The 23,747-nt window shown below is 51.2% G+C and carries 20 protein-coding genes and 3 pseudogenes; 10 read left to right on the forward strand and 13 right to left on the reverse strand.

What is annotated here, in order from left to right:
* Positions 1-98 precede the first annotated feature (98 nt).
* Positions 99-455 carry an EAL domain-containing protein gene (locus tag JVX88_RS22560; protein WP_263975215.1) on the reverse strand — a complete coding sequence of 119 codons (357 nt, stop codon included), beginning with the start codon at positions 453-455 and terminating at the stop codon, positions 99-101.
* Here JVX88_RS22560 and JVX88_RS22565 point away from each other — a divergent pair.
* Complete coding sequence (locus JVX88_RS22565) at positions 424-2,346, forward strand: TonB-dependent siderophore receptor (protein WP_225931143.1); 1,923 nt, start codon at positions 424-426, stop codon at positions 2,344-2,346. The two genes, JVX88_RS22560 and JVX88_RS22565, sit on opposite strands and share 32 nt — an antisense overlap.
* Positions 2,347-2,354: 8 nt before the next feature.
* On the opposite strand, the pseudogene JVX88_RS44305 reads toward JVX88_RS22565, so the two are convergent.
* From JVX88_RS44305 to JVX88_RS22595, 6 genes and pseudogenes are all read right to left on the reverse strand, one after another.
* Positions 2,355-2,456 (reverse strand): annotated as a pseudogene (locus tag JVX88_RS44305) (IS1 family transposase); the annotation flags it as partial.
* A gap of 238 nt (positions 2,457-2,694) precedes the next feature.
* A pseudogene (locus JVX88_RS22575) lies at positions 2,695-2,817 on the reverse strand (IS1 family transposase); the annotation flags it as partial.
* 392 nt (positions 2,818-3,209) lie between these two features.
* The gene (locus JVX88_RS22580; protein WP_211620438.1) at positions 3,210-4,031 is read right to left on the reverse strand and encodes a potassium channel family protein; all 822 of its coding nucleotides are present in this window, start codon (positions 4,029-4,031) and stop codon (positions 3,210-3,212) included.
* Between the two features lie 537 nt (positions 4,032-4,568).
* Positions 4,569-6,221 (reverse strand): cadherin repeat domain-containing protein, encoded by a 1,653-nt coding sequence (locus JVX88_RS22585; protein ID WP_211620440.1) that lies wholly within the window; start codon positions 6,219-6,221, stop codon positions 4,569-4,571.
* Between the two features lie 449 nt (positions 6,222-6,670).
* On the reverse strand, positions 6,671-8,908 hold the full coding sequence (locus tag JVX88_RS22590; RefSeq protein ID WP_211620441.1) for a non-ribosomal peptide synthetase: 2,238 nt from the start codon (positions 8,906-8,908) through the stop codon (positions 6,671-6,673).
* Positions 8,905-11,034, reverse strand: a complete 2,130-nt coding sequence (locus JVX88_RS22595; RefSeq protein WP_211620443.1) for a proline dehydrogenase family protein — start codon at positions 11,032-11,034, stop codon at positions 8,905-8,907. The genes JVX88_RS22590 and JVX88_RS22595 overlap by 4 nt, the downstream gene beginning before the upstream one ends.
* Before the next feature lie 8 nt (positions 11,035-11,042).
* Between JVX88_RS22595 and JVX88_RS22600 the strand changes: the two genes are divergently transcribed.
* Together JVX88_RS22600 and JVX88_RS22605 are read left to right on the forward strand one after the other, a co-directional pair.
* The gene (locus tag JVX88_RS22600) at positions 11,043-11,495 is read left to right on the forward strand and encodes a sensor histidine kinase (RefSeq protein WP_211620445.1); all 453 of its coding nucleotides are present in this window, start codon (positions 11,043-11,045) and stop codon (positions 11,493-11,495) included.
* 253 nt (positions 11,496-11,748) lie between these two features.
* A complete protein-coding gene (locus JVX88_RS22605) occupies positions 11,749-12,846 on the forward strand; it encodes a trypsin-like peptidase domain-containing protein (RefSeq protein WP_211620447.1) in 1,098 nt (365 codons plus the stop codon).
* Positions 12,847-12,950: 104 nt separating this feature from the next.
* On the opposite strand, the gene JVX88_RS42185 is transcribed toward JVX88_RS22605, so the two are convergent.
* Positions 12,951-13,283: a hypothetical protein gene (locus JVX88_RS42185; RefSeq protein WP_211629098.1), complete on the reverse strand. Its 333-nt coding sequence runs from the start codon at positions 13,281-13,283 to the stop codon at positions 12,951-12,953.
* Here JVX88_RS42185 and katG point away from each other — a divergent pair.
* A complete protein-coding gene (gene katG, locus JVX88_RS22615) occupies positions 13,164-15,200 on the forward strand; it encodes a catalase/peroxidase HPI (protein ID WP_211620448.1) in 2,037 nt (678 codons plus the stop codon). The genes JVX88_RS42185 and katG overlap by 120 nt on opposite strands.
* Positions 15,201-15,237: 37 nt before the next feature.
* Here the strand turns inward: katG and JVX88_RS22620 are convergent, their stop codons facing one another.
* The 3 genes from JVX88_RS22620 to JVX88_RS22630 are packed head-to-tail and all read right to left on the reverse strand — an operon-like array spanning position 15,238 to position 17,347.
* On the reverse strand, positions 15,238-15,363 hold the full coding sequence (locus JVX88_RS22620; protein WP_211620450.1) for a dihydrofolate reductase: 126 nt from the start codon (positions 15,361-15,363) through the stop codon (positions 15,238-15,240).
* Positions 15,360-16,061 (reverse strand): YqjF family protein, encoded by a 702-nt coding sequence (locus JVX88_RS22625; RefSeq protein ID WP_211620451.1) that lies wholly within the window; start codon positions 16,059-16,061, stop codon positions 15,360-15,362. The genes JVX88_RS22620 and JVX88_RS22625 overlap by 4 nt, the downstream gene beginning before the upstream one ends.
* Positions 16,058-17,347, reverse strand: a complete 1,290-nt coding sequence (locus JVX88_RS22630) for a SelB C-terminal domain-containing protein (protein WP_211620453.1) — start codon at positions 17,345-17,347, stop codon at positions 16,058-16,060. The genes JVX88_RS22625 and JVX88_RS22630 overlap by 4 nt, the downstream gene beginning before the upstream one ends.
* Here JVX88_RS22630 and JVX88_RS22635 point away from each other — a divergent pair.
* The 6 genes from JVX88_RS22635 (at position 17,294) to JVX88_RS43210 (ending at position 21,625) form a co-directional block, all read left to right on the forward strand.
* Entirely contained in the window at positions 17,294-18,496 is a 1,203-nt protein-coding gene (locus tag JVX88_RS22635; RefSeq protein ID WP_211620455.1) for an inositol-3-phosphate synthase, read from the forward strand. The genes JVX88_RS22630 and JVX88_RS22635 overlap by 54 nt on opposite strands.
* Positions 18,497-18,592: 96 nt before the next feature.
* On the forward strand, positions 18,593-19,108 hold the full coding sequence (locus JVX88_RS22640; RefSeq protein WP_211620457.1) for a cysteine peptidase family C39 domain-containing protein: 516 nt from the start codon (positions 18,593-18,595) through the stop codon (positions 19,106-19,108).
* Positions 19,109-19,378: 270 nt separating this feature from the next.
* On the forward strand, positions 19,379-19,516 hold the full coding sequence (locus tag JVX88_RS22645; protein ID WP_211620459.1) for a hypothetical protein: 138 nt from the start codon (positions 19,379-19,381) through the stop codon (positions 19,514-19,516).
* A gap of 607 nt (positions 19,517-20,123) precedes the next feature.
* Positions 20,124-20,942, forward strand: coding sequence for a hypothetical protein (locus JVX88_RS22650; protein ID WP_211620461.1), 819 nt, complete (start codon positions 20,124-20,126; stop codon positions 20,940-20,942).
* 213 nt (positions 20,943-21,155) lie between these two features.
* On the forward strand, positions 21,156-21,392 hold the full coding sequence (locus JVX88_RS22655) for a photosystem I reaction center subunit IV (RefSeq protein WP_036000115.1): 237 nt from the start codon (positions 21,156-21,158) through the stop codon (positions 21,390-21,392).
* Positions 21,393-21,436: 44 nt separating this feature from the next.
* Complete coding sequence (locus tag JVX88_RS43210) at positions 21,437-21,625, forward strand: DNA-formamidopyrimidine glycosylase family protein (protein ID WP_317134665.1); 189 nt, start codon at positions 21,437-21,439, stop codon at positions 21,623-21,625.
* Positions 21,626-21,689: 64 nt separating this feature from the next.
* Here JVX88_RS43210 and JVX88_RS22660 read toward each other — a convergent pair.
* Both JVX88_RS22660 and JVX88_RS22665 read right to left on the reverse strand, forming a co-directional pair.
* A pseudogene (locus tag JVX88_RS22660) lies at positions 21,690-23,189 on the reverse strand (protein kinase domain-containing protein); the annotation flags it as partial.
* A gap of 194 nt (positions 23,190-23,383) precedes the next feature.
* The gene (locus tag JVX88_RS22665) at positions 23,384-23,710 is read right to left on the reverse strand and encodes a response regulator (RefSeq protein ID WP_225931144.1); all 327 of its coding nucleotides are present in this window, start codon (positions 23,708-23,710) and stop codon (positions 23,384-23,386) included.
* Between the last annotated feature and the right edge of the window lie 37 nt (positions 23,711-23,747).

Consider the following 23,747-nt stretch of genomic DNA (forward strand, 5'->3'; position numbering starts at 1 on the left):
TGGAGTGATTGGATAATCCGTAAAACTTTACAGATTATTACTGAATTGATCAAAAGGTTGATGCCAATCGCTGCGCAATCCCAGAAAATTTAGCAATTCTACACACTGCGATTGCCAAACGGCTTAAACTGGCCCTGCTCTAGTTCTTGTGTCAACAGGGGTTCGATCGCCTGCACATCTCGCGGTTGGGAAAATAAATAGCCTTGGGCATATTCGCAGCGGAGCGAGCGAAGCTGAGCTAATTGCTTGGGAGTCTCCACCCCTTCAGCCACCACCTCCATGCCCAGATTCCAAGCCAGGGTAATGATGGTTCGCACAATCGCCAATTGTTCGCCATCGATATCTACTCGTTGAATAAAGGAGCGATCAACCTTCAGCGTGTCAATCGGGAACCGATGCAGATAGCTAAGGGAAGAATACCCAGTGCCAAAATCATCAAAAGCGATTACGGTCATACCGCGACAGGTGCTTGAAGACCGCAACGTTAGAACTTTAACTGAGGCAGTGCAAACTGTCCCAAGTGTTGTTGATAGTGGAGACATCTTCGGTGCGCCCTCAGGAGGTGTGAGTATTCGAGGCTTTGGTCTAGGCTTTTCACCGAGGGAAAACTTACGTGATGCGGTTCCTGATGCGGATTATATTGACATCATTCCGATTGGAACGATCGAGCGCGTGGAAGTGCTTAGAGGAGCCGCTTCCATCCTCTACGGGGCTGTAGAACCCGGTGGCGTAATCAACAGGATTACTCGGCAACCGCTTAGTGAACCCTATTACCAAGTTGCACTTGAAGCAGGCAATTATGGGTACGTTCAGCCCAGCATCGACTTCTCCGGGCCGCTCACCGCAGATGGAGATGTCCTGTATCGCTTGATTGCTGGCTACGAACGTTCAGATTATATTCAACCCTTTGTCGAAGAGGAACTGATCACGGTTGCCCCTTCACTGACTGTAAACCTGGGAGATCAAACCACCCTCAACTTTTACTATGAATATGCTCGGTATTTCTCGGATGCCCCCAAAACCGATGCAGCATTCCTGAGTGATGGCAGTTTGACACCCAGAGATCTGTACCTGGGGTATCCGATTCCGGGCTTATACGCGATCACAAACCACAGAATGGGCTATAGATTCACACACGAATTTAACGAAGACTTACAGTTGCGGCATAATTTCGCTATCTCGCTGGCTGATTTCATCGATAATCGCTCAGGTGCGCTAGATACTATCGAAGACGATCGCTTTTTTACCTTCGGAGTTGGCGAGAATGAATCTAGCAGAAACAGATATTTTGGACAGGTTGACTTACTGGCGGAGTTTGAGACTGGATCAATTGCCCACCAACTGCTAGTCGGCTTTGACGCTAGTCTCTCTGAAGATGACTACACTGCTCAGTTTGCCCCCAATGTACCTGTTTTTGACATTCGCAACCCAAACTATGATTATGCCCCAGACGAATTGGTTCCAGAGTTCGACAGACTGACGCGGATTACAAATTATGCAGCTTATATCCAAGACCAGATCGCCTTGAGCGATCGTCTGAAATTACTGATTGGCGGTCGCTACGATTGGCTCAGTAGCGATACTCAAGGAGGTGAGCCTGGAGAACTTAGCACGACAGAAAGTAGGCGAATTCAAAATGATGGAGCCTTCAGTCCTCGAATTGGTTTAGTGTATCAGCCCAGTGACACCGTTTCGCTGTATGCCAGCTACAGTCGATCGTTCAACCAAACCATTGGATTGAGCCAAGATGGCAGCGCGTTTGAGCCGAGTAGAGGAACGCAGTACGAAGTTGGGGTTAAAACAGATTTTCTAGACAGGCTTTCAGCAACCTTAGCCGCCTATGAGATCACGAAGACGAACGTCAACGTAGCCGATCCCGACGACCCTGATTTTGAAATTCAGATCGGAGAGCAACGCAGTCGCGGGATTGAGTTAGAGATTGGAGGAGAGGTTTTACGCGGCTGGAACATCATTGCCTCCTATGCTTTCACCAATGCTGAAATTTCGGAAGATCCCGTTTTTGCAGGCAATCAAGTTGGGGGTGTGCCGGAGCATCAAGCTAGCCTCTGGACAACCTATCAGATTCAGAGCGGCAGTCTGGAAGGATTGGGATTTGGACTGGGGCTATTTTATGTGGGTGAACGACCGGGAGATTCGAGTAACACCCAGATACTCGATGGTTACTTCCGCACCGATGCAGCCCTTTACTATCGACGCGATCGCTTCAATGCGGCAATTAATATCAGCAATCTATTCGATAGTGACTATGCTCTCGGAGGCAGCGGCGTCTTCGCTGTGAGGAACGAGCCATTTACAATCATTGGTTCTGTCAGTTGGGAATTTTGATTTGCCAGTGGGTACACCTTCCAACCATCGATGACATAAAAGAAACACCCCCAGCATCGCACGATGCGCCACAGATGCTGGAAGGTTTGGGCACTGTGGTCGCCAATCACCTAGCTGAATAACACCATTTGACTCGGCCAGCCAGACAATCGCGGCAGCGATTGCGGCTAAACGTAAGTTCTTTCTTAAAAAAATGAGAATGATTATTATTCTGTTGACGTACTGTTGCAACCACGATTGGGACAACTTGAGCACGCGGGCGATGCCTGCCAAAGGAATTTTCTCTAACAGCAAGCGGTCAATTATGGCGCTCTTGTCTGGTTCCCGTCGTTTCCACTGAGGGTTTTCGACAAATTGGCGACCACAATCCCGGCATTTGTAGTTTTGTTTGCCTCGTCGAGTGGTGCCATTCTTCATGATGTCATCAGAGCCACAATTGGGACAGCGGAGGAACCGAGGAATGCTTGACATAGGAGATACCAAGAATAACCTTTGTCTATTTTCTCCATCCTTTACTAAAAAAGTCTACCGCATTTTCAACTTGTGTTTAAAGCTAGTATGCATCTTTAAATTATTCTTGCCTTGTCGTTTGCAGTATAGGTTATACTTATTTGTCTCATTCTATATTTATATCAACTTAGTCTCACCAAATGGGCTTTTACTGCAATCCTAAGCAATCTTCTGCATGAATATTTATCGAAATCTTACGGGCAGAAGCAGCTACACCGACAATGAATTACCCCTTAGCGTAACCTGTCCATCCCACTTCTAGCTCCTGGCTCTTGACTTCTGACTCCTGACCTTTAAAGATTTCGCCTTATACCTCATCAGCAACTAGTAGCTGTGATTTGCCTCAACCACATCTATGATTGTTCTTGCTGTTGATTGTTCAATGTATGGATTTCAGCTCGCAAGGCAGCAATTTCAGCCTTTAAATCGGCCATTGCCTCCATTCCTACAACCTCGCTATTGGGATCAGCTGCATCCTGTCCAATAAAAAAGCTGGCGATACTGGCTGTGAGATAGCCAAACATGGCGAAGGCGTAGAGCGCCAGAAAAAAGCAAAGCACTCTTCCTTCCGGGCTTTTGGGTGAATAGTCAGTTCCCATCGTTGTCATCAACATGGCTGTCCACCAGAGGGCAGTACTGTAGTCTGGAATACCTGTATTGGGTACATCCTGTTCAAAGGCATAGATCCCTGCCGCTCCTATTAACGTCACCAAGCCTGTCAAGCCAACCACATAGCCGAAGCCGCGCCGACGCACACTCGTTGCCAAGGTCCGCATGCTGCGATTGGTTTGAGTGAGTAAGCGTAAGAGCCAGAGACTGCGAATAGTACGTGTAGTTTGCAGAACCCGCAGGAATTTAAAAATACGGAAAACCCTGAGAGCCGGAAGGACGAGGGATAGTACTGTCAGCCAGTTTCGTTGTAGATAAAGACGTTTCTCAGGCGCTAGGAGAAATTCGACAACAAAATCCACAATAAATACAATCCAGATGGTCATGCTGACTGCTTCTAACAAAGGCGTAAGGCCATATGTGAGTTCAATCACAAATAGAGCAAGCCAAACAATGCTAAGAATGAGCATGGGAATGTCGAACCAGTCCTCGATCTGCTGTAGAATCTCCCGCCGCTCCTGATTTAGAGCCTGTTGATGTTGATCGGACGAGTTGAAGTTGTGCATAGCAAGTGAGGCAGCGATTTCAATAGCTAGATCAAGCCTACACCGATGTGAACTCCAGCCAATCAACTTCTGAATGGACTACCGAATGGATAGTATGTACAACAGTGATTTGAAGCGATTAGCGGTGGATTTTGGAGGTTTAAAGAGTAGATCTTAGTGTGACCCTATTAACGAGACATACAGCATTCACAAATTGATTGTGAACAGGGGGTGTGGGGGCGTTGCCCCCACGCAGGGGTGGAACCCCTGCACCCCGTTCAGATCCGATCAAGGATTGCTGTAGTTTCATAACCAGAATTAGCCCTACCCTGTAGGACTGATTTAGCGACTTGTGTGTACACCGTAGCCTCTTAGCCAGGGATTGAGCATTGAACGTAGTCGAAATGCGTCCTACAAAGAATTCCACCGGCCTGCTTATAAGCAGGGCATGTTAATAATTAAACCGATCTACAATAGCTAAAATAATTGATGTTTGAGTTTGAGTTTCAAGCACGGTGAGTGCAACTAAAATGACTCATCGTTAAACTAATTATGGATTTAAATATAGAACGCTGAAACGGCCCAATAGGCCGGCTTTTGTGCTTTTAAAAGTGAGTGAATTTTGGAATCTTTAGGCTCTTCTGGGTTTAGGGTGATAAGCAAAGTTCGAACTCGAATCGAATAGCTGGGTTTAGTCTCAAAGTCGGGGCTGGCTTTCAGGCGCAGTTCGTTGTTGACAATGGTAAAGGCGCTATTGTCGGTATCACCAGTGCCAGCTGCCAGCGCGTAGGTAAAGCTGTCGCCTGTATCTGGATCAACAGTGCTAAAATTGCCAACCAGAAAATTCGCTGCAACGTTCTCATTGATCCGATCGTTGGATAGCCGAATGTCCTGTGGCACGGAAGTACCAGGTGTTTCTGGTAAGTCCCTAACCGTGATGGTGAACACCTTTTCCAATGCCAGATTGCCTTTATCGCGGGTTCTAACCCGGATCGAATAGCTGGGTTTGGCCTCGAAGTTAGGAACCCCCTTAAGCCGCAGCTCATTATTGATCAGGGTGAAGGCATTGTTGTCGGTACTGCCCTGTCCGGAAACCAACTCGTAGGTAAAGCTATCACCAATGTCGGGATCAACCGTGCTGAATCGGCCTACTAGCGAATTAGCTGGAATGTTCTCGTCGATTTGACTATTGCTGAGCAGCAGATCGCGGGGCGGATTAGTTCCCGGCAGTTCGGGTAGGTCGTTGACGTTGATTGTAAACACCTTCTCGAACGGAAGGTTGCCCTTGTCTGTGGTTCGGACTCGAATCGAGTAGCTGGGTTTGGTTTCAAAGTCGGGGATGTTCCGGATCCGCAGCTGGTTGTTGACAATTGTGAAAGCATTATTATCAGCACTACCTGTTCCATTTACCAGCGTGTAGGTAAAGGTTTCATTTTGATCAGGGTCAATCGTACTGAAGTTGCCAACAATTGAATTTGCCGGAATATTTTCGTTGATGCGGCTATTGCTGAGCAGAATGTCCTGCGGTGGATTTGTCCCTGGGTCATCATTTAAGTCCCTGACCCTGATGGTAAATGCTTTCTCAAGACTGAGACCTTTGGAATCGGTGGTGCGGACCCGAATTGAGTAGGAAGGCTTGGTCTCAAAGTCGGGACGATTCTTGAGAATCAGCTCGCCATTCACAATTGTAAAGGCACTGTTATCGGCGCTGCCCTGCCCCGACACAAGCTGATAGGAAAAAGAATCATTTTTGTCGGAATCGATGGTTGTGAATTTACCGACTACCGAGTTCGCTGGTTTGTTTTCGTCAATAATGGTGGAGCTGAGGGCCAGGTCAATTGGTCGTTCGTTAATGTCTGTGACATTGATGATGAACGTCTTCTCGAACGTCAGTTTGTCCTTGTCCGTCGTGCGGACCCGAATCGAGTAGGACGGCTTGGTCTCAAAATTGGCTGAATTGCGCAGCCGCAGTTCGTTGTTGACAATCCGGAAGGCAGCATTATCGCTACTGCCCGTACCCGTAACCAGCTCGTAGGTAAAGGTTTCATTCGGGTCGGGATCAACCGTACTAAAACGGCCTACAACAGCATCTGCCGGGTTATTTTCCTGGATGCTGGTAGCACTGAGCCGGATATCGGTCGGTCTTTCTCCCACATCCCGGACATTGATCGTGAAGGGCTTCTCAAATACCAACCCACCCTTGTCTTTCACTTGCACCCGAACCGAATAGCTAGGTTTAGCCTCAAAGTTTGGTGCATTGATCAGGCGCAGTTCTCGACCGACGATGCGGAAGGCGCTGTTGTCGGCGCTGCCAGGGCCAGCTACCAGTGAGTAGGTGAAGGTTTCGTTGGCGTCAGGATCCGTCGGTGTAAAGGTTCCTACAACCGAATCTGCCGGTTTATTTTCATCGATGGTGCTGGTACTGAGGGTTAGGTTCGTGGGGGCTTCGTTGATATCTTTAACCGTGACGGTTAACAGCTTGGTGAGGCTGCGGCCATCGGGGTCGGTAGTCCTGACCCGGATCGTGTACTGCGGTTTGGTTTCAAAATCAGGAACGGGTTTGAGGATCAGCCGGTCGTTATTGACTGTGAACTTATCTCCATCACCAAAGCTCGTATCCAGGGTATAGGTGAAAGGCCCATTGCTGTCATCGGTAGTGATCAGGGTGCCAATAACAGAATTGGCTGGCGAATTTTCGATGATTTCGCTATTGCTGAGGGTGAGATTGGTGGGGGTGCCATCAATGTCGGGTAGGTCTTTGACATTGACAACAAACTGTTTAGGGCTGGCAGATCGGCTGCCGGTAGAACCGCTAGCACGGCTGGGGTGAGCAGGGCATGGGTAATGGCGTTGTCCTGAAGAAATTGCACTAGGGCTGTTCCCGGTAGCTGAGCCGATTTGGGTGGAATGTACAGCGTGCCACCAGAACCGAAGGCAAGCGCAATTTCAAACACAGATGCATCAAAACTGAGAGAACTAAATTGCAGAATCCGACTATTGGAGTCGACATCAAAGAGTTGCTGCTGGGCTTGCACTACATTAGATAAACCACGATGGGACAGTAGAACGCCTTTGGGAACACCTGTGGAACCAGAGGTGTAGATGACATAGGCCAAGTTATCTGTGGTGACAAGCGAGTGTTGAGGGAACGAGGCAGAAGCAGAAATGGAAGGGATAGGGACATCAGAGAGGTGATCTAAGCAAAACAGTTTTGCTTCACAGGTAGGGAAGGAGGCCATCAACCAGGATTGGGTCAGCAGAATTGGCACCTGGGTATCGGTTAGCATGAAGTGCAGCCGTTCATCAGGATAACTGGGATCGAGGGGGACATAGGCTCCGCCGGCTTTGAGAATTCCTAAAATTCCGATCACCATGTCAGTAGAACGCTCCACCGCTAGTCCTACCAGGGTATTGGGCTGAACGCCCATTTGCTTCAAGAGTTGGGCTAGCTGATTGGCTCGTTCGTCTAGTTCTCTATAGGTGAGGCAATCTGGTTCAGACACAAGCGCAATCGCCTCTGGAGTTTGTTGCACCTGAGCTTCAAAGAGTTGATGAAAGCACAGATCGGTGGTGGACTGAGTTTCGGTTTGGTTCCAGGCAACTAAAATTTGCTGATATTCGGAGGGTGTAAGCAGTGGTAAATCCGATAGACGAGCCTCAGGATTAGCCACAATGCCTGCTAGTAAAGTTTGAAAATGGCCGATCAATCGGTGAATGCGGTCATCGTCGAATAGATCCGTACTGTAGGAGATAAAACCACTTAAACCGTCCTGAGACGGCCAGAGGCTCCGCAATCCCTGAGTTGGCTCCCACAAGTGAATTTCCAGATCAAATCGGGTGCTGGCGGTCTCTAAAGGTGCGGGTTCCAGCCTCAATCGCGGCAACTCTAGGGCTTGCACTGGAGCATTTTGTAGAGCAAAGGCCACTTGAAACAGCGGATTATGGCTAAGGTCTCGATCCGGATCTAAGGCTTCAACCAGCTTCTCAAATGGTAAATCTTGGTGTTCATAGGCTTTCAAGGCAGTGATCCGAACCCGTTCCAATAGTTCACGAAATGTCGGATTCTCTGACAGATCAGATCGCATCACTAAGCTATTCACAAAAAAGCCAATTAATTCTTCCAAATCGCTGTGATGGCGATTCGCGATTGGCACACCGACAGCAATATCGTCCTGTTGGGTGTAGCGATGTAGCAAAGTCTGAAAGGCCGCTAGCAGGGTCATAAACAGCGACACTCCGGCTTGCTGACTCAAGCTGACTAGCTGTTGGGTCAGGCTGGGAGAAATTTGCAGCGGCTGAGTTGCGCCTCGGTAGGTCTGAACTGCAGGACGAGGCCGGTCGCTTGGCAAATTCAACATCGGCAGATCTCGTAGCTGATTGCGCCAGTACGCAAGCTGATGCGCTAAAACCTCTCCCTGTAGCCAATTGCGCTGCCAATAAACAAAATCGGTGTACTGAATCGGTAAAGCAGGCAAGCTAGGGGTTCGGCCTTCTACCAGTGCAGCGTAAAAGTGAGCCAATTCCCGGATCAGCACGCCAATGGACCAACCATCAGCCACAATGTGATGCATCGTTAGCAGCAACAGCACCTCAGTTGGCTCAAATTGCAGTAACGATACTCGCAGCGGTGCATCAACCGTTAAATTGAAGGGATGTTGCGCTTCAGCCGCCGCCAATTGTTGGCTAATTTGGTCTCGTTCATGACTCGGTACCGTGTGCAAATCTATAACTGAAAAATCGACTTGCACGTTATTCAGAATAATCTGGACTGGCTCTCCATCGCGGACAACAAATCTGGTGCGCAAGGTCGCGTGCCGCTGGATAATGCAGTCAAACGCCTGCTCCAAGGCCGTTTGATCTAAATTTCCACTGAGGCGAATGGCCGCAGGCACATTCATTTCTGACCGCTATAGCCAAAGGCCGAATAGACCACGCCCTGCACTGCTTGATCCAGATCAGCACTTTCATCCACGATAATGGCATTCTTGCCGCCCATTTCCGCAATCACCCGCTTCAAATGTTTTTGGCCGGGTTGCAGTTCCGCCGCTTCTCGGTAAATCCGACAGCCCACTTCCTGGGATCCGGTGAACGTAATCATATGAACATCGGGGTGGCGTACCATATGCGAACCCACGGTTGAACCTTTACCGGGAACATACTGAAATACGCCCTTAGGAATGCCCGCTTCGACTAAGATTTCGGCCAGTTTGGCGGCAATCACCGATGACACCTCCGCTGGTTTAAGCAGGGTGCAGTTGCCCGTCACTAGCGATGCCACTGTCATACCTGTAGGAATCGCCAGCGGGAAATTCCAAGGAGAAATAATCAGCGACACACCGCGGGGCTGGTAATGGTAGCGGTTAGTTTCACCCACCACATCGTAATTCACGCCCTGTTCCAGACGCTCCATCTCGTCCGCGTAGTAGCGGCAAAAGTCGATGGCCTCGGAAACTTCTGGATCAGCTTGACCCAAAGGTTTGCCGGTTTCTAACCCCATCCAGGCGCACAGCTCAGCCCGACGCTCTTCCATCAAATCGGCAGCACGACGCAGAATATTGGCTCGCTCTTTGACTGGCGTTTTCTTCCAGGCAGGAAATGCGGCCTTGGCAGCCTGAATCGCTTGCTCGGCCTGTTCGATGCTCAACAGCCCCACCTGACCAATCACTTCGGTTGGATTCGAAGGATTCAGCGAATCGATGTGGTCTAGGGTATTAATGTACTCACCATTCACTAAGGGTAGGTAGGTTCTACCTAACTGCTGCCGCACGGTTTGGATCGCCGCCAGTGCCCGGTCACGCTTTTCGGCAATCGCAAAGTCGGTGTCAGAAGCGTTGGTGAAGGGTTGAATCGGGGAGGGAGTTAGATTGGCTGGCGTGGAGTTGGTTAGCTCCGTGCTTTCGGGAGGGGCGAGGAGTTCTTCGATTGGGCGTTCTTCTAGGTTTTGCCGCAGGAAGGAGGGGTTGGCGGTGTTTTCGAGCAGGCGGCGAATCAGGTAGGCCATGCCGGGAATCAGTTCGCCGTAGGGACAGTAGACGCGCACCCGGAAGCCTTGATCGACCAGGGCTTTGGCGAGTTTATCAGCCATGCCGTAGAGGACTTGCAGCTCGATGCGGCGGCGAGGAATGTTGAGTTCGCGGGCAATGGCAATGGCATGAGCTTGAGAGCGGACATTGTGGCTGCCAATTGCGGCATAAAGATACTCGTGGTTCTCCAACAGCAGGCGCGTCATCCGCTCGAAGTTGGCATCGGTGGAAACTTTATGGGCGAAAACCGGCACATCCCAGTGATGCTGATTGGCTTTGATCGTTTCCTGATCCCAGTAAGCGCCTTTGACCAGACGCACCGTCAGCGGAGTGCCGCGCTCTTTGGCCCATTCAATCAGATCTTTTAAGTCATTGTAGGAATCGCGTAAATAGGCTTGTAGCGTCACGCCTAGATCGGTGCGATGGCGGAATTCCTCTTCCAAAAGCAGCTTTTTCAGAATGGTCAGCGTCAGGTCTTTGTAGGCATATTGCTCCATATCGAAGTGAACAGCGGCTCCCAGTTCCTGAGCGCGGCGCAGCAAGCGGCGAATTCGTTCGCTGACTCGTTCTTCGCTGCCCTTGGCGTCAAGGGGATCGAACTGGGAGTAGAAGGCGGTCAGCTTCACCGAAACCTGCACCTTGGGCAACGGTTCACCCTCGGCCTGATCGATCAAATCGACTGTAGACCAGCGTTGCGATGCTTCTGTGAGCTGCTGCATCAAATCCAGATATCGATCCAGATACAGCTTGGCTTCTGCTTCTGTTACTACGGCTTCACCGAGCAGATCCACCGTATAGGTCATTTTTTGTTTGCGCAACTGTTCAATGGTTTTGATCACCTGTTGAATGTTGTCGCCTGCAATATATTTATGCGCTAATGTTTCAACGGCTCCTGAAACCGTTGTTGCGGCCAATTGACCGGGCATCGAATCGGGATTGGCGAAGTTGAGCATTCCCTTTAGGGCACCGGGCAATTCGACCGTTTCTCGCCCCAGAAGCATTGCGAAGCGTGGATCTAGTGTCTCTGCTGCAACCGTTAGCGGCGGATTATGCCGCCCAAGCCGCAGACCAGGAATTAAGCTTCGTCAACCAGTTGCCAAATCAACCGATACCTTTGCAGGCTGATCCGGAATTGCTGCAGCAAGCAGTTAAAAACCTGCTCGATAACGCGATCAAATACACTTCGGCAGGCGGCACAATCGAGCTACAGGTGTTTAGCCAAGCGCGACGGGCCATGATTCAGGTGCGAGATAGCGGTAGCGGCATTCCGGCCGTTGATTTGCCGCATATTTTCGATCGGTTTTACCGAGTCGATCAGGCTAGAACGCGAGAAACCGGCGGCTTTGGGTTAGGGCTGGCGATCGCGCAGCAAATTGTGCAGGCGCATGGTGGACAAATCCGGGTGAATAGCGTCTTAGGTCAAGGGTCAACGTTTGCAATTGAGCTGCCCCTAAAGCCCTAGAGCATGGGTATAGAGCGCGACACCATAAAGCGCAGCCTACAGAGCGTGACACTTTCTTGTCATTTTTGCGGCTCACAATATCAGGTAGAGGTAAGAAACAGTCCAATGCACCGCGTGAATGATCGCTTATTGATCCGCTCAAAACCGTTATGCCTACTCCAGCTAGCTGTGGTTTGAGGCATCAGTCTGACCGGATGTAGCGAGCCGCCGCATTTCTAGAACGCTTACTTACTCCCATTGCCTAACTCCTCACATGAACAAGTCAGCTATTTATCTATCCACATTATTGGTCGGATCGATTGTCAGTGTCTCGCTCCTGAATCGTCCGACGCCCATTCAATCGCAACCGCTTGAGCCAATGGCCGCTCAGTCTAGCCAAACCAATACCAATTTCGTTACTGCTGTCGTTCAAGAAGTTAGTCCGGCAGTTGTGCGGATTGATTCAACTCGGTCATCCCTCCGAAATCAATCTGGTATTGCTCGCGGTACTGGCTCAGGCTTTATTTTCGATGCTAGCGGTTTGATCTTAACGAATGCCCATGTAGTCAATCGGGCTACGAGCGTTCGAGTTACCTTAAACGATGGGCGCACCTTTACCGGACAGGTTTTGGGCGCGGATGCATCTTCAGATGTTGCGGTTGTGCGCATCCCTGCTAACAATTTGCCGGTTGTGCCCTTGGGCAATTCAGCTCAAGTCCAGCCGGGGGAATGGGCAATCGCCATTGGCAACCCGCTAGGGCTAGATCAGACTGTCACTGTCGGCATTGTCAGTGCCACCAATCGAGCCGGCAGTGCGATCGGTTCCCCTAATCAACGGGACAGCTTTATTCAAACCGATGCGGCCATCAATCCAGGTAACTCGGGCGGGCCACTGCTGAACGAAGACGGTGAGGTAATCGGTATCAATACCGCAATTCGGGCTAACGCTTCTGGAATTGGATTTGCCATTCCGATCAACAAAGCCAAAGAAGTCATGCCCCTATTAGCGCGCGGAGAAAAAGTTTCCCATCCTTACCTGGGTGTGCAAATTATGACGCTGACGCCTGACTTAGCAAAACAGAACAACAGCGACCCGAATGCGACGATCATGCTGCCGGAGGTTTCGGGGGTGCTGGTGATGGGCGTAGTGCCCAACTCACCTGCGGCCAATGCCGGAATTCGTCGGGGGGATGTGATTACCCAAATCGATGGTCAAACCATTACCGATGCCGAGCAATTGCAAAACCTAGTAGACCGGAGTGGTGTGGGTAAATCTCTGCGGGTCACGATCAGACGAGGTAACGGAACACAGCAGGTTTCGGTCCGGACCGCAGAACTCCAGGCGCAAGCCAGTCAAACTAGTCAGTTCTAGATCATCTCTAGATCATCTGAGTCAGGGTTGAATAGAGCCAGGAATCAGGTAGTTGGAGCCAGGCTGCCATCTGCCTGATTTTTGTTTGAGTCGCCTGAAGCTACCTAGCGGCCAAATCGCTGTCGGAGTCGGGCCACGAGTTGATCGACTTCGGGTAGGCCAGTACGAGCCGCCAGAACTGCAAACACGCCCAAACCAATGGCCCCCGCTACGCTCAGTTGAATCAGCTGAACCAGCAGTCCTTCCGTGCCTAGCCATACTTCCAACCCCCAGCGGGTGGCCCAGTACTCAGGCAGAATTCCGAACTCGCCGATCCGATGGGCGAGGATTTCGATTACGCGGCTGAGTTCAAGACGCTCGATCTCAACGCGGTCATGGAAGACCTCAAAGCTCTTATGACTGATTCGCAGGACTGGTGGCCGGCTGATTACGGTCATTATGGCCCGTTCATGATCCGCATGGCTTGGCACGCTGCGGGAACGTATCGCGTCGCCGATGGCCGCGGCGGTGCAGGCAACGGCGAGCAGCGGTTCGCTCCGACGAACAGCTGGCCCGACAACGGTAACCTCGACAAAGCACGCAGACTTCTTTGGCCGATCAAACAAAAGTATGGCCGCAAGCTCTCATGGGCTGACCTATTCATCCTGGCCGGAAATGCGGCCCTCGAATCGATGGGCTTTAAGACATTTGGCTTTGGCGGCGGACGTGAGGATGTTTGGCAGGCGCAGGAAGATACCTATTGGGGATCTGAGGGCGAATGGCTCGGCGACAAACGCTACACGGGCGACCGCGAACTTGAAAATCCGCTCGCCGCTGTCCAGATGGGTTTGATCTACGTTAATCCCGAAGGCCCGAACGGCAATCCGGATCCGCTCGCTTCGGCGCGTGATATTCGTGAAACGTTCGGTCGCATGGCGATGAACGACTATGAAACGGTAGCCCTGACCGCCGGAGGACACACTTTTGGTAAAGCCCACGGAGCAGGCGATGCGGCCCACGTTGGCCCCGAACCAGAAGGTGCCCCGATAGAAGCACAAGGCTTTGGCTGGTTGAGCACATACGGCTCGGGAAAGGGGGCTGATGCGATCACGAGCGGTATCGAAGGAGCCTGGACGCCGACGCCGATCCAGTGGGACAACAGCTATTTTGAGACACTTTTCGGCAACGAATGGGAGCTTACAAAGAGCCCCGCAGGAGCGAATCAGTGGCGTCCCATCAATGCTGAGCCAAACGTCCCCGACGCTGCCGACCCGAACAAAAAGCACCTGCCAATGATGACCACCGCTGATATGGCGATGCGGATGGACCCCGAATACGAAAAGATCTCTCGCCACTTCTTAGAAAATCCGGAAGAGTTTGCCGATGCTTTCGCACGTGCTTGGTTCAAGCTAACTCACCGCGACATGGGACCCAAGGCGCGATATCTCGGATCAATGGTCCCGGCAGAAGACCTCATTTGGCAGGATCCCGTTCCCGCGGGCATAACGCTCAGCGATGCTGATGTTTCCGTATTGAAGGACAAGATCCTTGCTTCAGGCTTGAGCATTTCTGAATTGGTCTCGACCGCTTGGGCATCGGCATCGACCTTCCGCCGTACTGATTATCGAGGCGGTGCGAATGGAGCTCGCATCCGATTGTCCCCGCAGAAGTTCTGGGAGGTAAACAATCCCGTCCAGCTCGAAAAGGTATTGAACGTCCTTTCCGGAATTCAGTCCGAATTCAACTCAGGCGGTAAGAATGTCTCGATCGCTGATCTGATCGTTCTCGGCGGCAATGCAGCGATTGAAAAGGCGGCAAAGGATGCCGGTTTCGACATTTCGGTGCCGTTCACTTCGGGCCGCGGCGACGCGACCCAGGAACAGACCGAGGTCGATTCATTCAAATACTTGGAACCGCAGGCCGATGGCTTCCGCAACTACAAAAAAGGCCATCACAATACGCCAGCAGAAGAAATGCTTGTTGACAAAGCAGGCCTCCTCGGTCTGACGGCTCCTGAGATGACCGTTCTCATTGGCGGCATGCGTGTGCTCGATACGAACTGGGACGGCTCGAAACACGGCGTTTTCACATCGCGTCCCGGCCAGCTTACGAACGATTTCTTCGTCAATCTGCTCGATATGAGCACGCGTTGGGAATCGGCGAACGGCGATGGGCAGGTGTTCAACGGTATCGACCGCAAGACTGGCGAGAAGAAATGGACCGGAACCCGCGTCGATCTGATCTTCGGTTCGAATTCAGAGCTTCGTGCACTTGCGGAGGTCTATGCATGCAGCGACAGCAAAGAGAAATTCGTCAAGGATTTCGTCGCGGCTTGGAACAAGGTGATGAACGCAGACCGTTTCGACGTTGCGTAAGCTGTTCCGAGTTACGCCTTTAGGCGTCAAAGTCTAACTACTCTACCGCATTTCCCGTGGTGGTTTCTTTGAAAAATTTCAGGTCTGCCGGATAATGCCAAGGCAATTTACCGTCCTTGCCGATGGCATAGTTTCTTGAAATTGCGATAATGCCGATTATCATACGATCTTTTCACCCTTGTAAACCGATATATCCGAGCCTTTTGCCAGAACGACCGAATAGGGCTCTTCGTTGTTGAGGAATGCGAACTCCGGCCCATAGGTGCAGCCGAAATCAACGTCGATCCGCGGATTTCCGGCTTCGAACAATTCCCATTTCGGATGCTCGACCTTGTATTCATCGGTTCGTCCGCCGCGGCGTTTAGTGTAACCCCAATAGTGTTCGATGATGAACTCCGCATGCGAGCCTTCATCCGGCACACCAATGTTCTTCCCGCTTTCGACGCTTATCGAGTTGCGGCAGGCGCCTTTTTCCCAAGAGTATCTGACATTCAGCGCGTCGCGGTTATGGGACATCAGCCATCGCTCATATGGCTCGCCGTAAAGCGTGCGTGCGATCATCGCTATCGCCGCACGCGGCACGATCTCTTTTACAAAGACAACGCCGCGGCGGAGCTCGTCCCTGACTTCCCGTCGAACATAGAATCTTAGGTTTACCTCCTCAAAGTTGATGTGAAACGGAACCAAAAAATCCATTACGCGTGTATCAAGGAACATAAAGCCAACAAGGCTGACAAAGCAGTGGCCGTCGTAAAGATCAAGATCGGTCCCGGCCGGCACGCGGTCCGCGAGAAGCTTAGGCGGAACCTCGTAGTTCGCCATTATAAGGTCGCGCCATTCGGCAGTAAGAAATCTCTTCATTTCAGCACGATCCGCTTATCGCCTTTTCTAATGGTTATCCGCTCGCGGTCAAAGAATTCCAGCAATGGTATCGCATATTTTCTTGAGACACCGGCGATCTCTTTGAATTTGGCAACATCGATCGTACGGTCCTCGGTCCGGTCAGCGTAATTTTGAATGGCAGACACCAGAGCGTCGATAGGGGTCCGAGCAAACCAGAATTCTTCCGATATCTTGATAAGCTCTCCCGATCTCAATTTCATGTGTACGATCTTCTTCGCCTCGGCAGCTTCAATATTCCCGAGAGCCGCCCTAATAGCGTCATCTAACTTTGGAGGTTCGACACCTGCTTTTGTCAGAGCTGTGATGAGCCGATCAGCAAACGCCTGTTCGTTAGGGGAGAGCTGCTGCTTGTGTTCGGCAAGTCGGATTGTAGTTCCTTCAACCGCTAACTTGTTTTCCACTGCGAGATGCTCGATCACAGCGTTCATCACTTCATCCGGTACGAACTTGAAAAGGCGTTCTCGCAGTTCTTCACGTGACATCCCCGCGGCGAGCGGCTTTTCTCTGTGGTATTGGGAAAGAACCGCGATAGTGTCTTGGATCGATCCTTCCAAAACCAATGGGTCGATCAATACATCGCCAATGCGTGCCGCAGAACCCCGTCCGACCGCAACGTCAACTGCCTTTTCAGCGGTCCTGAGTGTCCATGCGGTTTGTGTCCGGAGGTCTTTCATTGATAGACCTTGTTTGCCTGTTCGCTTTACCAGAGTGGTTACCAATTCGGGCGGATCGTCACCGACATCCGCCAAGGCGGACACGAATGTGGCCGCATCTTTGATATCACGGCGTCTATGTTTTTCCGTGTGCGGCAATATGATGGTCCCGCCGCCGATGGTTCTCTGCGGCGAGTAAGTCCTGATGATAAAGCGTTCGCCAGTGTACGAAGCTATTGACGTTTCGAGCCGGAGTTGGGCGTAATCGGTCTGCCCGGGCAAGATCTCGCCATCTTGATTAAGAACTAAAACCCTTGCGAGCACCTCCGCCGTTCCGATATGTACACGGATCCGTTGACGATCTTTCAGCGGACGCGGCGAAGTTGTTAGCATTTCGCATCGTGTGTCAATGATCTGCGTCGGTTCCAGGACACCGGGTTCGGCAAGGATCATCCCGCGCGTGATCCTTGAATGATCGATGCCGGCAAGATTTACAGCCGCTCGCTGTCCCGCACTGATGTTTGAGGTCGTTCGGCCGTGGGATTGCAAGCCGCGAACACGCAGAGTTCTTCTGACCGGAAGAAGCTCCATCTCGCAACGGACAATCGGGTTCCAAAGATAAATGAGTTTGTTCCTCTTGCGGCCTTGGACGATATCGTTTTCGGCGCATGGGACATCTTTTCCGAAAACGCGTACGAAGCGGCGCTTAACGCAGGTGTTTTAGAGAAGGAGTTGCTGAACCAGGTCGCCGAGCAGCTCGCCTCGCTTAAGCCGATGCCGGCCGTCTTTGAACAGAAGTATGTGAAACGTCTGTATGGTACCAACACAAAGTCCGGTCGGAACAAGATGGAGCTTGCCGAGCAGCTCATTGAAGATATTACAAACTTCAAGAAGGAAAATGGGTGCGACCGGCTCGTGATGGTCTGGGCTGCCTCGACCGAGATCTTCCTTGAGGAAAGCGAAGCACACCGGAGCATTCAGGCTTTTGAAAAAGGTCTTTATGATAACGATCCATCGATCTCGCCCTCGATGATCTACGCCTACGCGGCTATAGTGTCCGGTGTCCCATTCGCCAACGGCGCTCCGAATCTAACCGTTGATATTCCCGCGCTGACAAAGCTCGCCGAAGACAGGAATGTGCCGATCTGCGGAAAGGATTTTAAGACCGGACAAACGTTAATGAAGACCATCATCGCTCCCGGGCTGAAGGCCAGGATGCTCGGACTAGACGGGTGGTATTCAACTAACATTCTAGGTAACCGCGATGGTGAGGTTCTTGACGATCCGGAGAATTTCAAGACAAAAGAGGAATCAAAGCTTTCGGTGCTTGAGCATATTCTGCAGCCCGAGGTTTATCCCGATCTTTATAAGGATTTCTCGCACGTGGTTCGTATAAATTATTATCCGCCGCGGGGGGATAACAAAGAAGGCTGGGACAATATCGACATCTTCGGCTGGCTAGGCTATAAGATGCAGATAAAGATAGATTTTCTATGCAGAGATTCTATCCTTGCCGCACCGCTTGCCCTTGACCTGGCGTTATTCCTCGATCTTGCGCAGCGTGCTGGTATGCGCGGGGTTCAAGAGTGGCTTTCCTTCTATTTCAAAGCTCCGCAGACCGCCCCTGGACTTTACCCTGAACACGATCTCTTTATACAGCTGGTCAAGCTAAAGAACACACTTCGCCATATCATGGGCGAGGAAATGATCACGCATCTCGGCAGAGAATATTATGACTGAGGGGATGCAAATTTACCCCACTCTTTTCGTCATTCTCCTGCAGATCGATATGGAGCTGTTCCGATACCGATCGAGTAATTTATATCGAGGTCTTATATGGGAGCTAGATGGGCGAGAGACAGTAAAGGGAATTATCATTATCTACTTCATCAGGAAATGGATCAGTCTTGCGGGCCGGCATGTGTTGCAATGGCCGAAAGCATTTATAAGCAGGCCTGTATGATCGATCCGGAAGGGCGGGCAAGGCAAGTGTCACAGCTCTATCCAGGGAGTTTTGATCCGAAAAACGGTACTAAGGCAACAAATCTTGCGTATGTGCTGAATCATATAGGCGTGCGGGCGTATCGCTCAGAAGGTGTCGGGGGATCGAAAATCTTCGATTATTTTTGGCATTATTGCGGTGAGCGAACGCCGATAATCGCCCACATAGCGTGGGCTGGCGGTGGCGGCCATTTTACGTTGCTGAAAGAGATCGACAGGTCAACCCACCGGATGCTTTTCCTAGATCCTTGGTATGATGTTGTCGAGGTCGATCGGAAGAATCTTCCGAATTACTCGAAGAATGGCGCAAATGGCACACTAAGCGGTTGGATGACGATCACCTATCGCTGATCTGCTTTAGGTGAGGGCGTTTCGCGTGGTTTGGTCTTGAATATTTGTAGATTATGTGCGAATAATTATCGAGATGGGGCGGTGCCGTTTCCCGCGGGCTCCGCACCGTTTTGATCGTATCCAGCCAACGCGCGATATTTTGCTTTCATCTTTAGATTCGGAGGATCGGTTGCGGAGCACCCTAACGCACTTCTTTAAGCAATTTGATCATCTGATCACACGCGGCGGTGGGTCAAATATTCGGTCTGCAGGCATGGGGGAATTTTAAGAATGAAGAATGAAGTGCCGAAAAAGAAAGACAATCGCTCAAAGGGTGTATTGCTCGATCCAGACAGGAAAAGTCCGCGCGCAGACCAAGGCTCGATGATCTTCCAAACAATAGCTCAGCAAGCCTTAGAATTCCACTGATTCAGGGGTACGAACAGGCCATTTGAGGCAAAAATATATTAATATTTTTTATGAAAATAAAATTTGTTGATGGCCCCCGTCTAGCAACGGGCTAAGAAATTGTCTATGGAAGTAGGACTCACGGGCAGGACTTGCTTAACTGAATTTTATAATTCATGAGAGAATATTTCTAGTGGTGCAGAGCTGAAATTTTGATTTTTGATTGAGGGACTCAGTTTCGCAGTTGAGTTTAAGCAGTTGAGTTTAAGCAGTTGAGTTTAAGCAGTTGTGTTTAATTCAATGGGAACCCTGAGGTAATTCTGGGTACTTTGCAAGGTAAACCTGCTGCTGCGGGAAAACAGCGGGTGAACTCAGAAATTGTGTCAAAAATTTTCCCGATGACAGTTAATCCCGATGGTAGCCAATACAGTCTTTGCTTCTGCAGCTTGGGTTTCAACAGAATTTGCTTGTACAAACTTATTTGTAGATGTAACCAGGTGCAACTTTAGATTTGTAGATTGATCTAGTTTTAACGAAGCAGTTTAACAAAGCAGTTTGGGGCCAGTTCGAGACAAGGCAGAAACATCTAAATTATCCTGGAGTTGTGCAGATTTATTGGGGAGGGGCAATGCGTCAGATTTTACTCATCGCTTCGGCAACAGTTTTAGGATTTGCGGCGGCTGGCTGTGATTTGTTTTCTGGATCAGGAGGCGATACTCCAACTGTTGAGGAATCTCCAGTTGTGGTTAGTCCGGCTCCGACAGCCAGTCCATCTCCTGGACAGGCATCTCCCCCAGCATTTAACCAACCGACAGTGCAACAGAAACCGAGGGGCATCTTACCTCCCGATCTGATTAGCTCAACCGACCCTAATCAAAGAGTTCAGCAAGTTCAGGGTGACCGTTCTGATCCGTTTGCGCTGCTGCCAACAACGCCATCAGTGCAACTGGCGGAAGGTGCCGCTCCTCCAACCCAAACTACAGCACCGACCGCGCCTGCTCCTACCGCGACCGGTGGTACTCAACCCCAAACCCGACAGACTGCCCAAGCCCCGCGCCCTGCTAGGACTGGTGGCGGTTCTCAAGCTCGTCCGGCGAATCGTACCCCTGCTAAACCAGCCCCGACTAGCCCAATCGCGGCGGCCCCTCCCCGGCCTCAGCCTGTTCTAGCCAGGGCTGTTGAGGTGACTGGAGTGGTGCAGATTGGCGATCAGGTCTATGCCATTGTTAATGCTCCCAATGAACCGACCAGCCGCTATGTGCAACCGGGACAGCGGTTGGCAGGTGGGCAGGTGTTGGTGCGCCGGATTGAAATGAACCGAGCGGAGCCAGTTGTGATTCTGGAGCAGAACGGCGTAGAAGTGGTGCGTGCGGTTGGCGAAGGCGGCGCAGCTCCAGCAGATACACCAGCGGCAGCCACTCCGGCTGTTTCTAGTCCAGCCACCTAACAAATCAGCGCTTTGTTCTAGCGTTTTGTTCTAGCGCTTTGGTAACGGTTCGCAATTTCTGGTCACGTCGAGTAACAAAACTTAAGCTGTGGGTAAATCGATCGCCACAACAGTCGTAGTACGCTGAAAAGCGATAGCTTAAACTGTTCCGGTGTTAGCCAACCGCTGAGGCCGGGATGGGAAAACGATTGATACCCCTAAAGGAAAAAACCCATGGTTCAACGTGGTTCTAAAGTCCGAATCCTTCGGAAAGAGTCCTACTGGTACAACCAAGTCGGTACGGTTGCGTCGATCGACCAAAGTGGCATCAAGTACCCAGTGATTGTCCGGTTTGATACGGTTAACTACACTGGCTACAGCGGCAATTCAGGTGGCGTTAACACGAATAACTTTGCGGAAGCTGAGTTAGCAGAAGTGGAAGCGCCCAAAGCAAAAGCTGCTAAGTCCTAACTCCCGTCGCTCCTACGGTAAAAGGGGACATCGAATTTTCTGTTGTGCCTGAACTTCCTGAAGTTGAAACGGTTCGGCAGGGTTTAAATCAAGTAACTCTGCAACAAATGATTCAGGGTGGGGATGTGTTGCTTGATCGCACCGACGCCTACCCTTTTTCGTCTGCAGAATCAGTTTCTTGGTTGATACAGACAGTCGCTCTAGCAGTTTGTCTACCGGACTCTGGTAGGTGAGCCTGCGCAGCCTGAGGCCATCGAAAGTGTGTACCAAACTGGTAGAGGTAAGATTCCATAGCTTGAGCGTGTTGTCGGCACTGCCCGAAACGACATAGGAGCCATCGGGGCTAAAGGCTAGGGCCGTTACCTCGGCTTGGTGGCCTCGAAAGACATAGAGACACTGGCCCGTTTCCACCTGCCACAGCTTCACCTGTCCATCTGCCCCACCAGAGAGCGCATAGCGACCATCGGCACTGAGGGCGATTGCTTGAGAGGGTTGGCTACTGGGGGTAGGGTTACTGCGGTCAGGGCTGTTTCGGTTAGGGCTGTTTCGATCATTCAACTGCCGCAGCCATTGGCGGCTGGGCGGCTGGGTTAGGGCAAAGCTACGGACGGCCTCCAGATCGGAGGCGAGGTCGTCCGGTAGGCCCTGGGCAGCATCTAAGCTGGCCAAGGCGGCTTGATAGTCGCCTCGTTCTAGTTGCACCAGCCCAATCAAGTAGTTTACGGTGGGTGCTTCGGGTGATGACCCAATCGTGCGGCAGGATTCTAGCTGGCGTAGCAGCGCCCAGTCGTCGATTGCCCCTAGTCGCCAATTCAGCAAGCCCCGGTTATAGGTCGAGGCGGCATGGTCAGGCTGCAGGGATACGGCTCGTTCCCATAGGGCAGTGGCGGCCTCTGGCGCGTCTAAATCCAATTGGCAGAGGGCCTGATTGTTGAGCCGGTCGGCGAGTGAGCTGGCAGGTGAGGCTTGGCGGGGATAGGTACTGGCTGTCAGGAGTTGGTAAATGGTTTGTAGCCGCTGGGCCACCTGTTGCATATCGACCGTGGTGGGGATGGTCAAACAAGTTTGCAGCAGGTCCAGCAGCGGTTCGGGTAAGGCTGGAATCTGGGGGAAGGAATCTGTCCCGCTTGCGCGATCGGGCGAGCCAGTTTTGAGATAGGTGGCCAATACCTCTGCCGCAGAGCCAGATTCTACCCGTTCACCTAAAAACATTTCTAGTACAGTCAAGCCCCAGCCCTCGACATCGCTGAGTGCCGGATGTAGGCCACCACCCGCGGCCCGATGGGCATTGGTGAGGCCAAAATCACCCAGCTTGGCAACGGTTTTGGGAGTTAAATAGACCGTATCTGGACTGACATTGTGGTGAACGACGCCCTGCTGATGGGCAAAATCTAGCCCCCAGGCTAGCTGAATGGCAATATCGAGAATCCGCCGCAGAGAGGTGCCGCCCCGATAGAGATCGCGATTTCGAATCCAGGTGCGCAGATTGCTGCCGGAGCTGTATTCAGTGAACAGCAGCAGCAGGCCGTCAATCTGACGCAGGTAATAACAGCTGAGGATATGAGGATGCAAACCGAGGTTAATCCAGGCAGCCACATCTGTTTGTAAAGCTTCTACCCCCCCCATGGACGTGATTAAGTCGGGTTTGAAGCTGCGGATGATCAGGTCGGTTTTCCAGGTCAGATGGGTAGCTTTGTAGATCTCCCCCAATTCGTCTTGACCCAGAATTGCTACGATTTTGTACCGCTTCAGCAGAATATCACCCGCTTGCCACTGGGTGCTGATTTGATTGGACATAGGCAGCCAAACCTCTCCCCATCTTTTGAGGTGCCGTTTGCTAAGGGTATCCGACTACCCCCAGCTTAAACTGTGTTCCCTATTTCGTCAGGGTTTTTCCGGAGATTTTGTCAGTAATCGCATCTTCTACTAGCGAAATTCGCGATGCTGCTAAACCCTTTTCGTGATTAGCATTCAAGTTTTGGTCACTCATATCATGACTTTGGTCCGACTAAATGGGCAATTGCTTCAACCAGTTTAGTGGGTTCAAGGGGCTTAGAAATATGCTGGTGGAAGCCGGCGGCCATTGCCTGCTGATAATCAATTTCTCCAGCATAGGCCGTTAGCGCAATCGCGGGAATCGTGCCTCCTTGCTCTGGTGGCAATGTTCTAATCTGGCGCACCAACATGTACCCATCCACATCCGGCATGCCAATATCGCTCAGCAACAGATCAGGCTTGAATTGGGTCAATGTGGCGATCGCTTCGCTAGCGCACCACGGGCGCATTCCTGCGGCTTTATCAGACGAGGAGCACGCCACAGTATATTGCGTTTTCTGCTGCCCAAACTAGAAGAGT

The sequence above is a fragment of the Leptolyngbya sp. 7M genome, assembly GCF_018128485.1.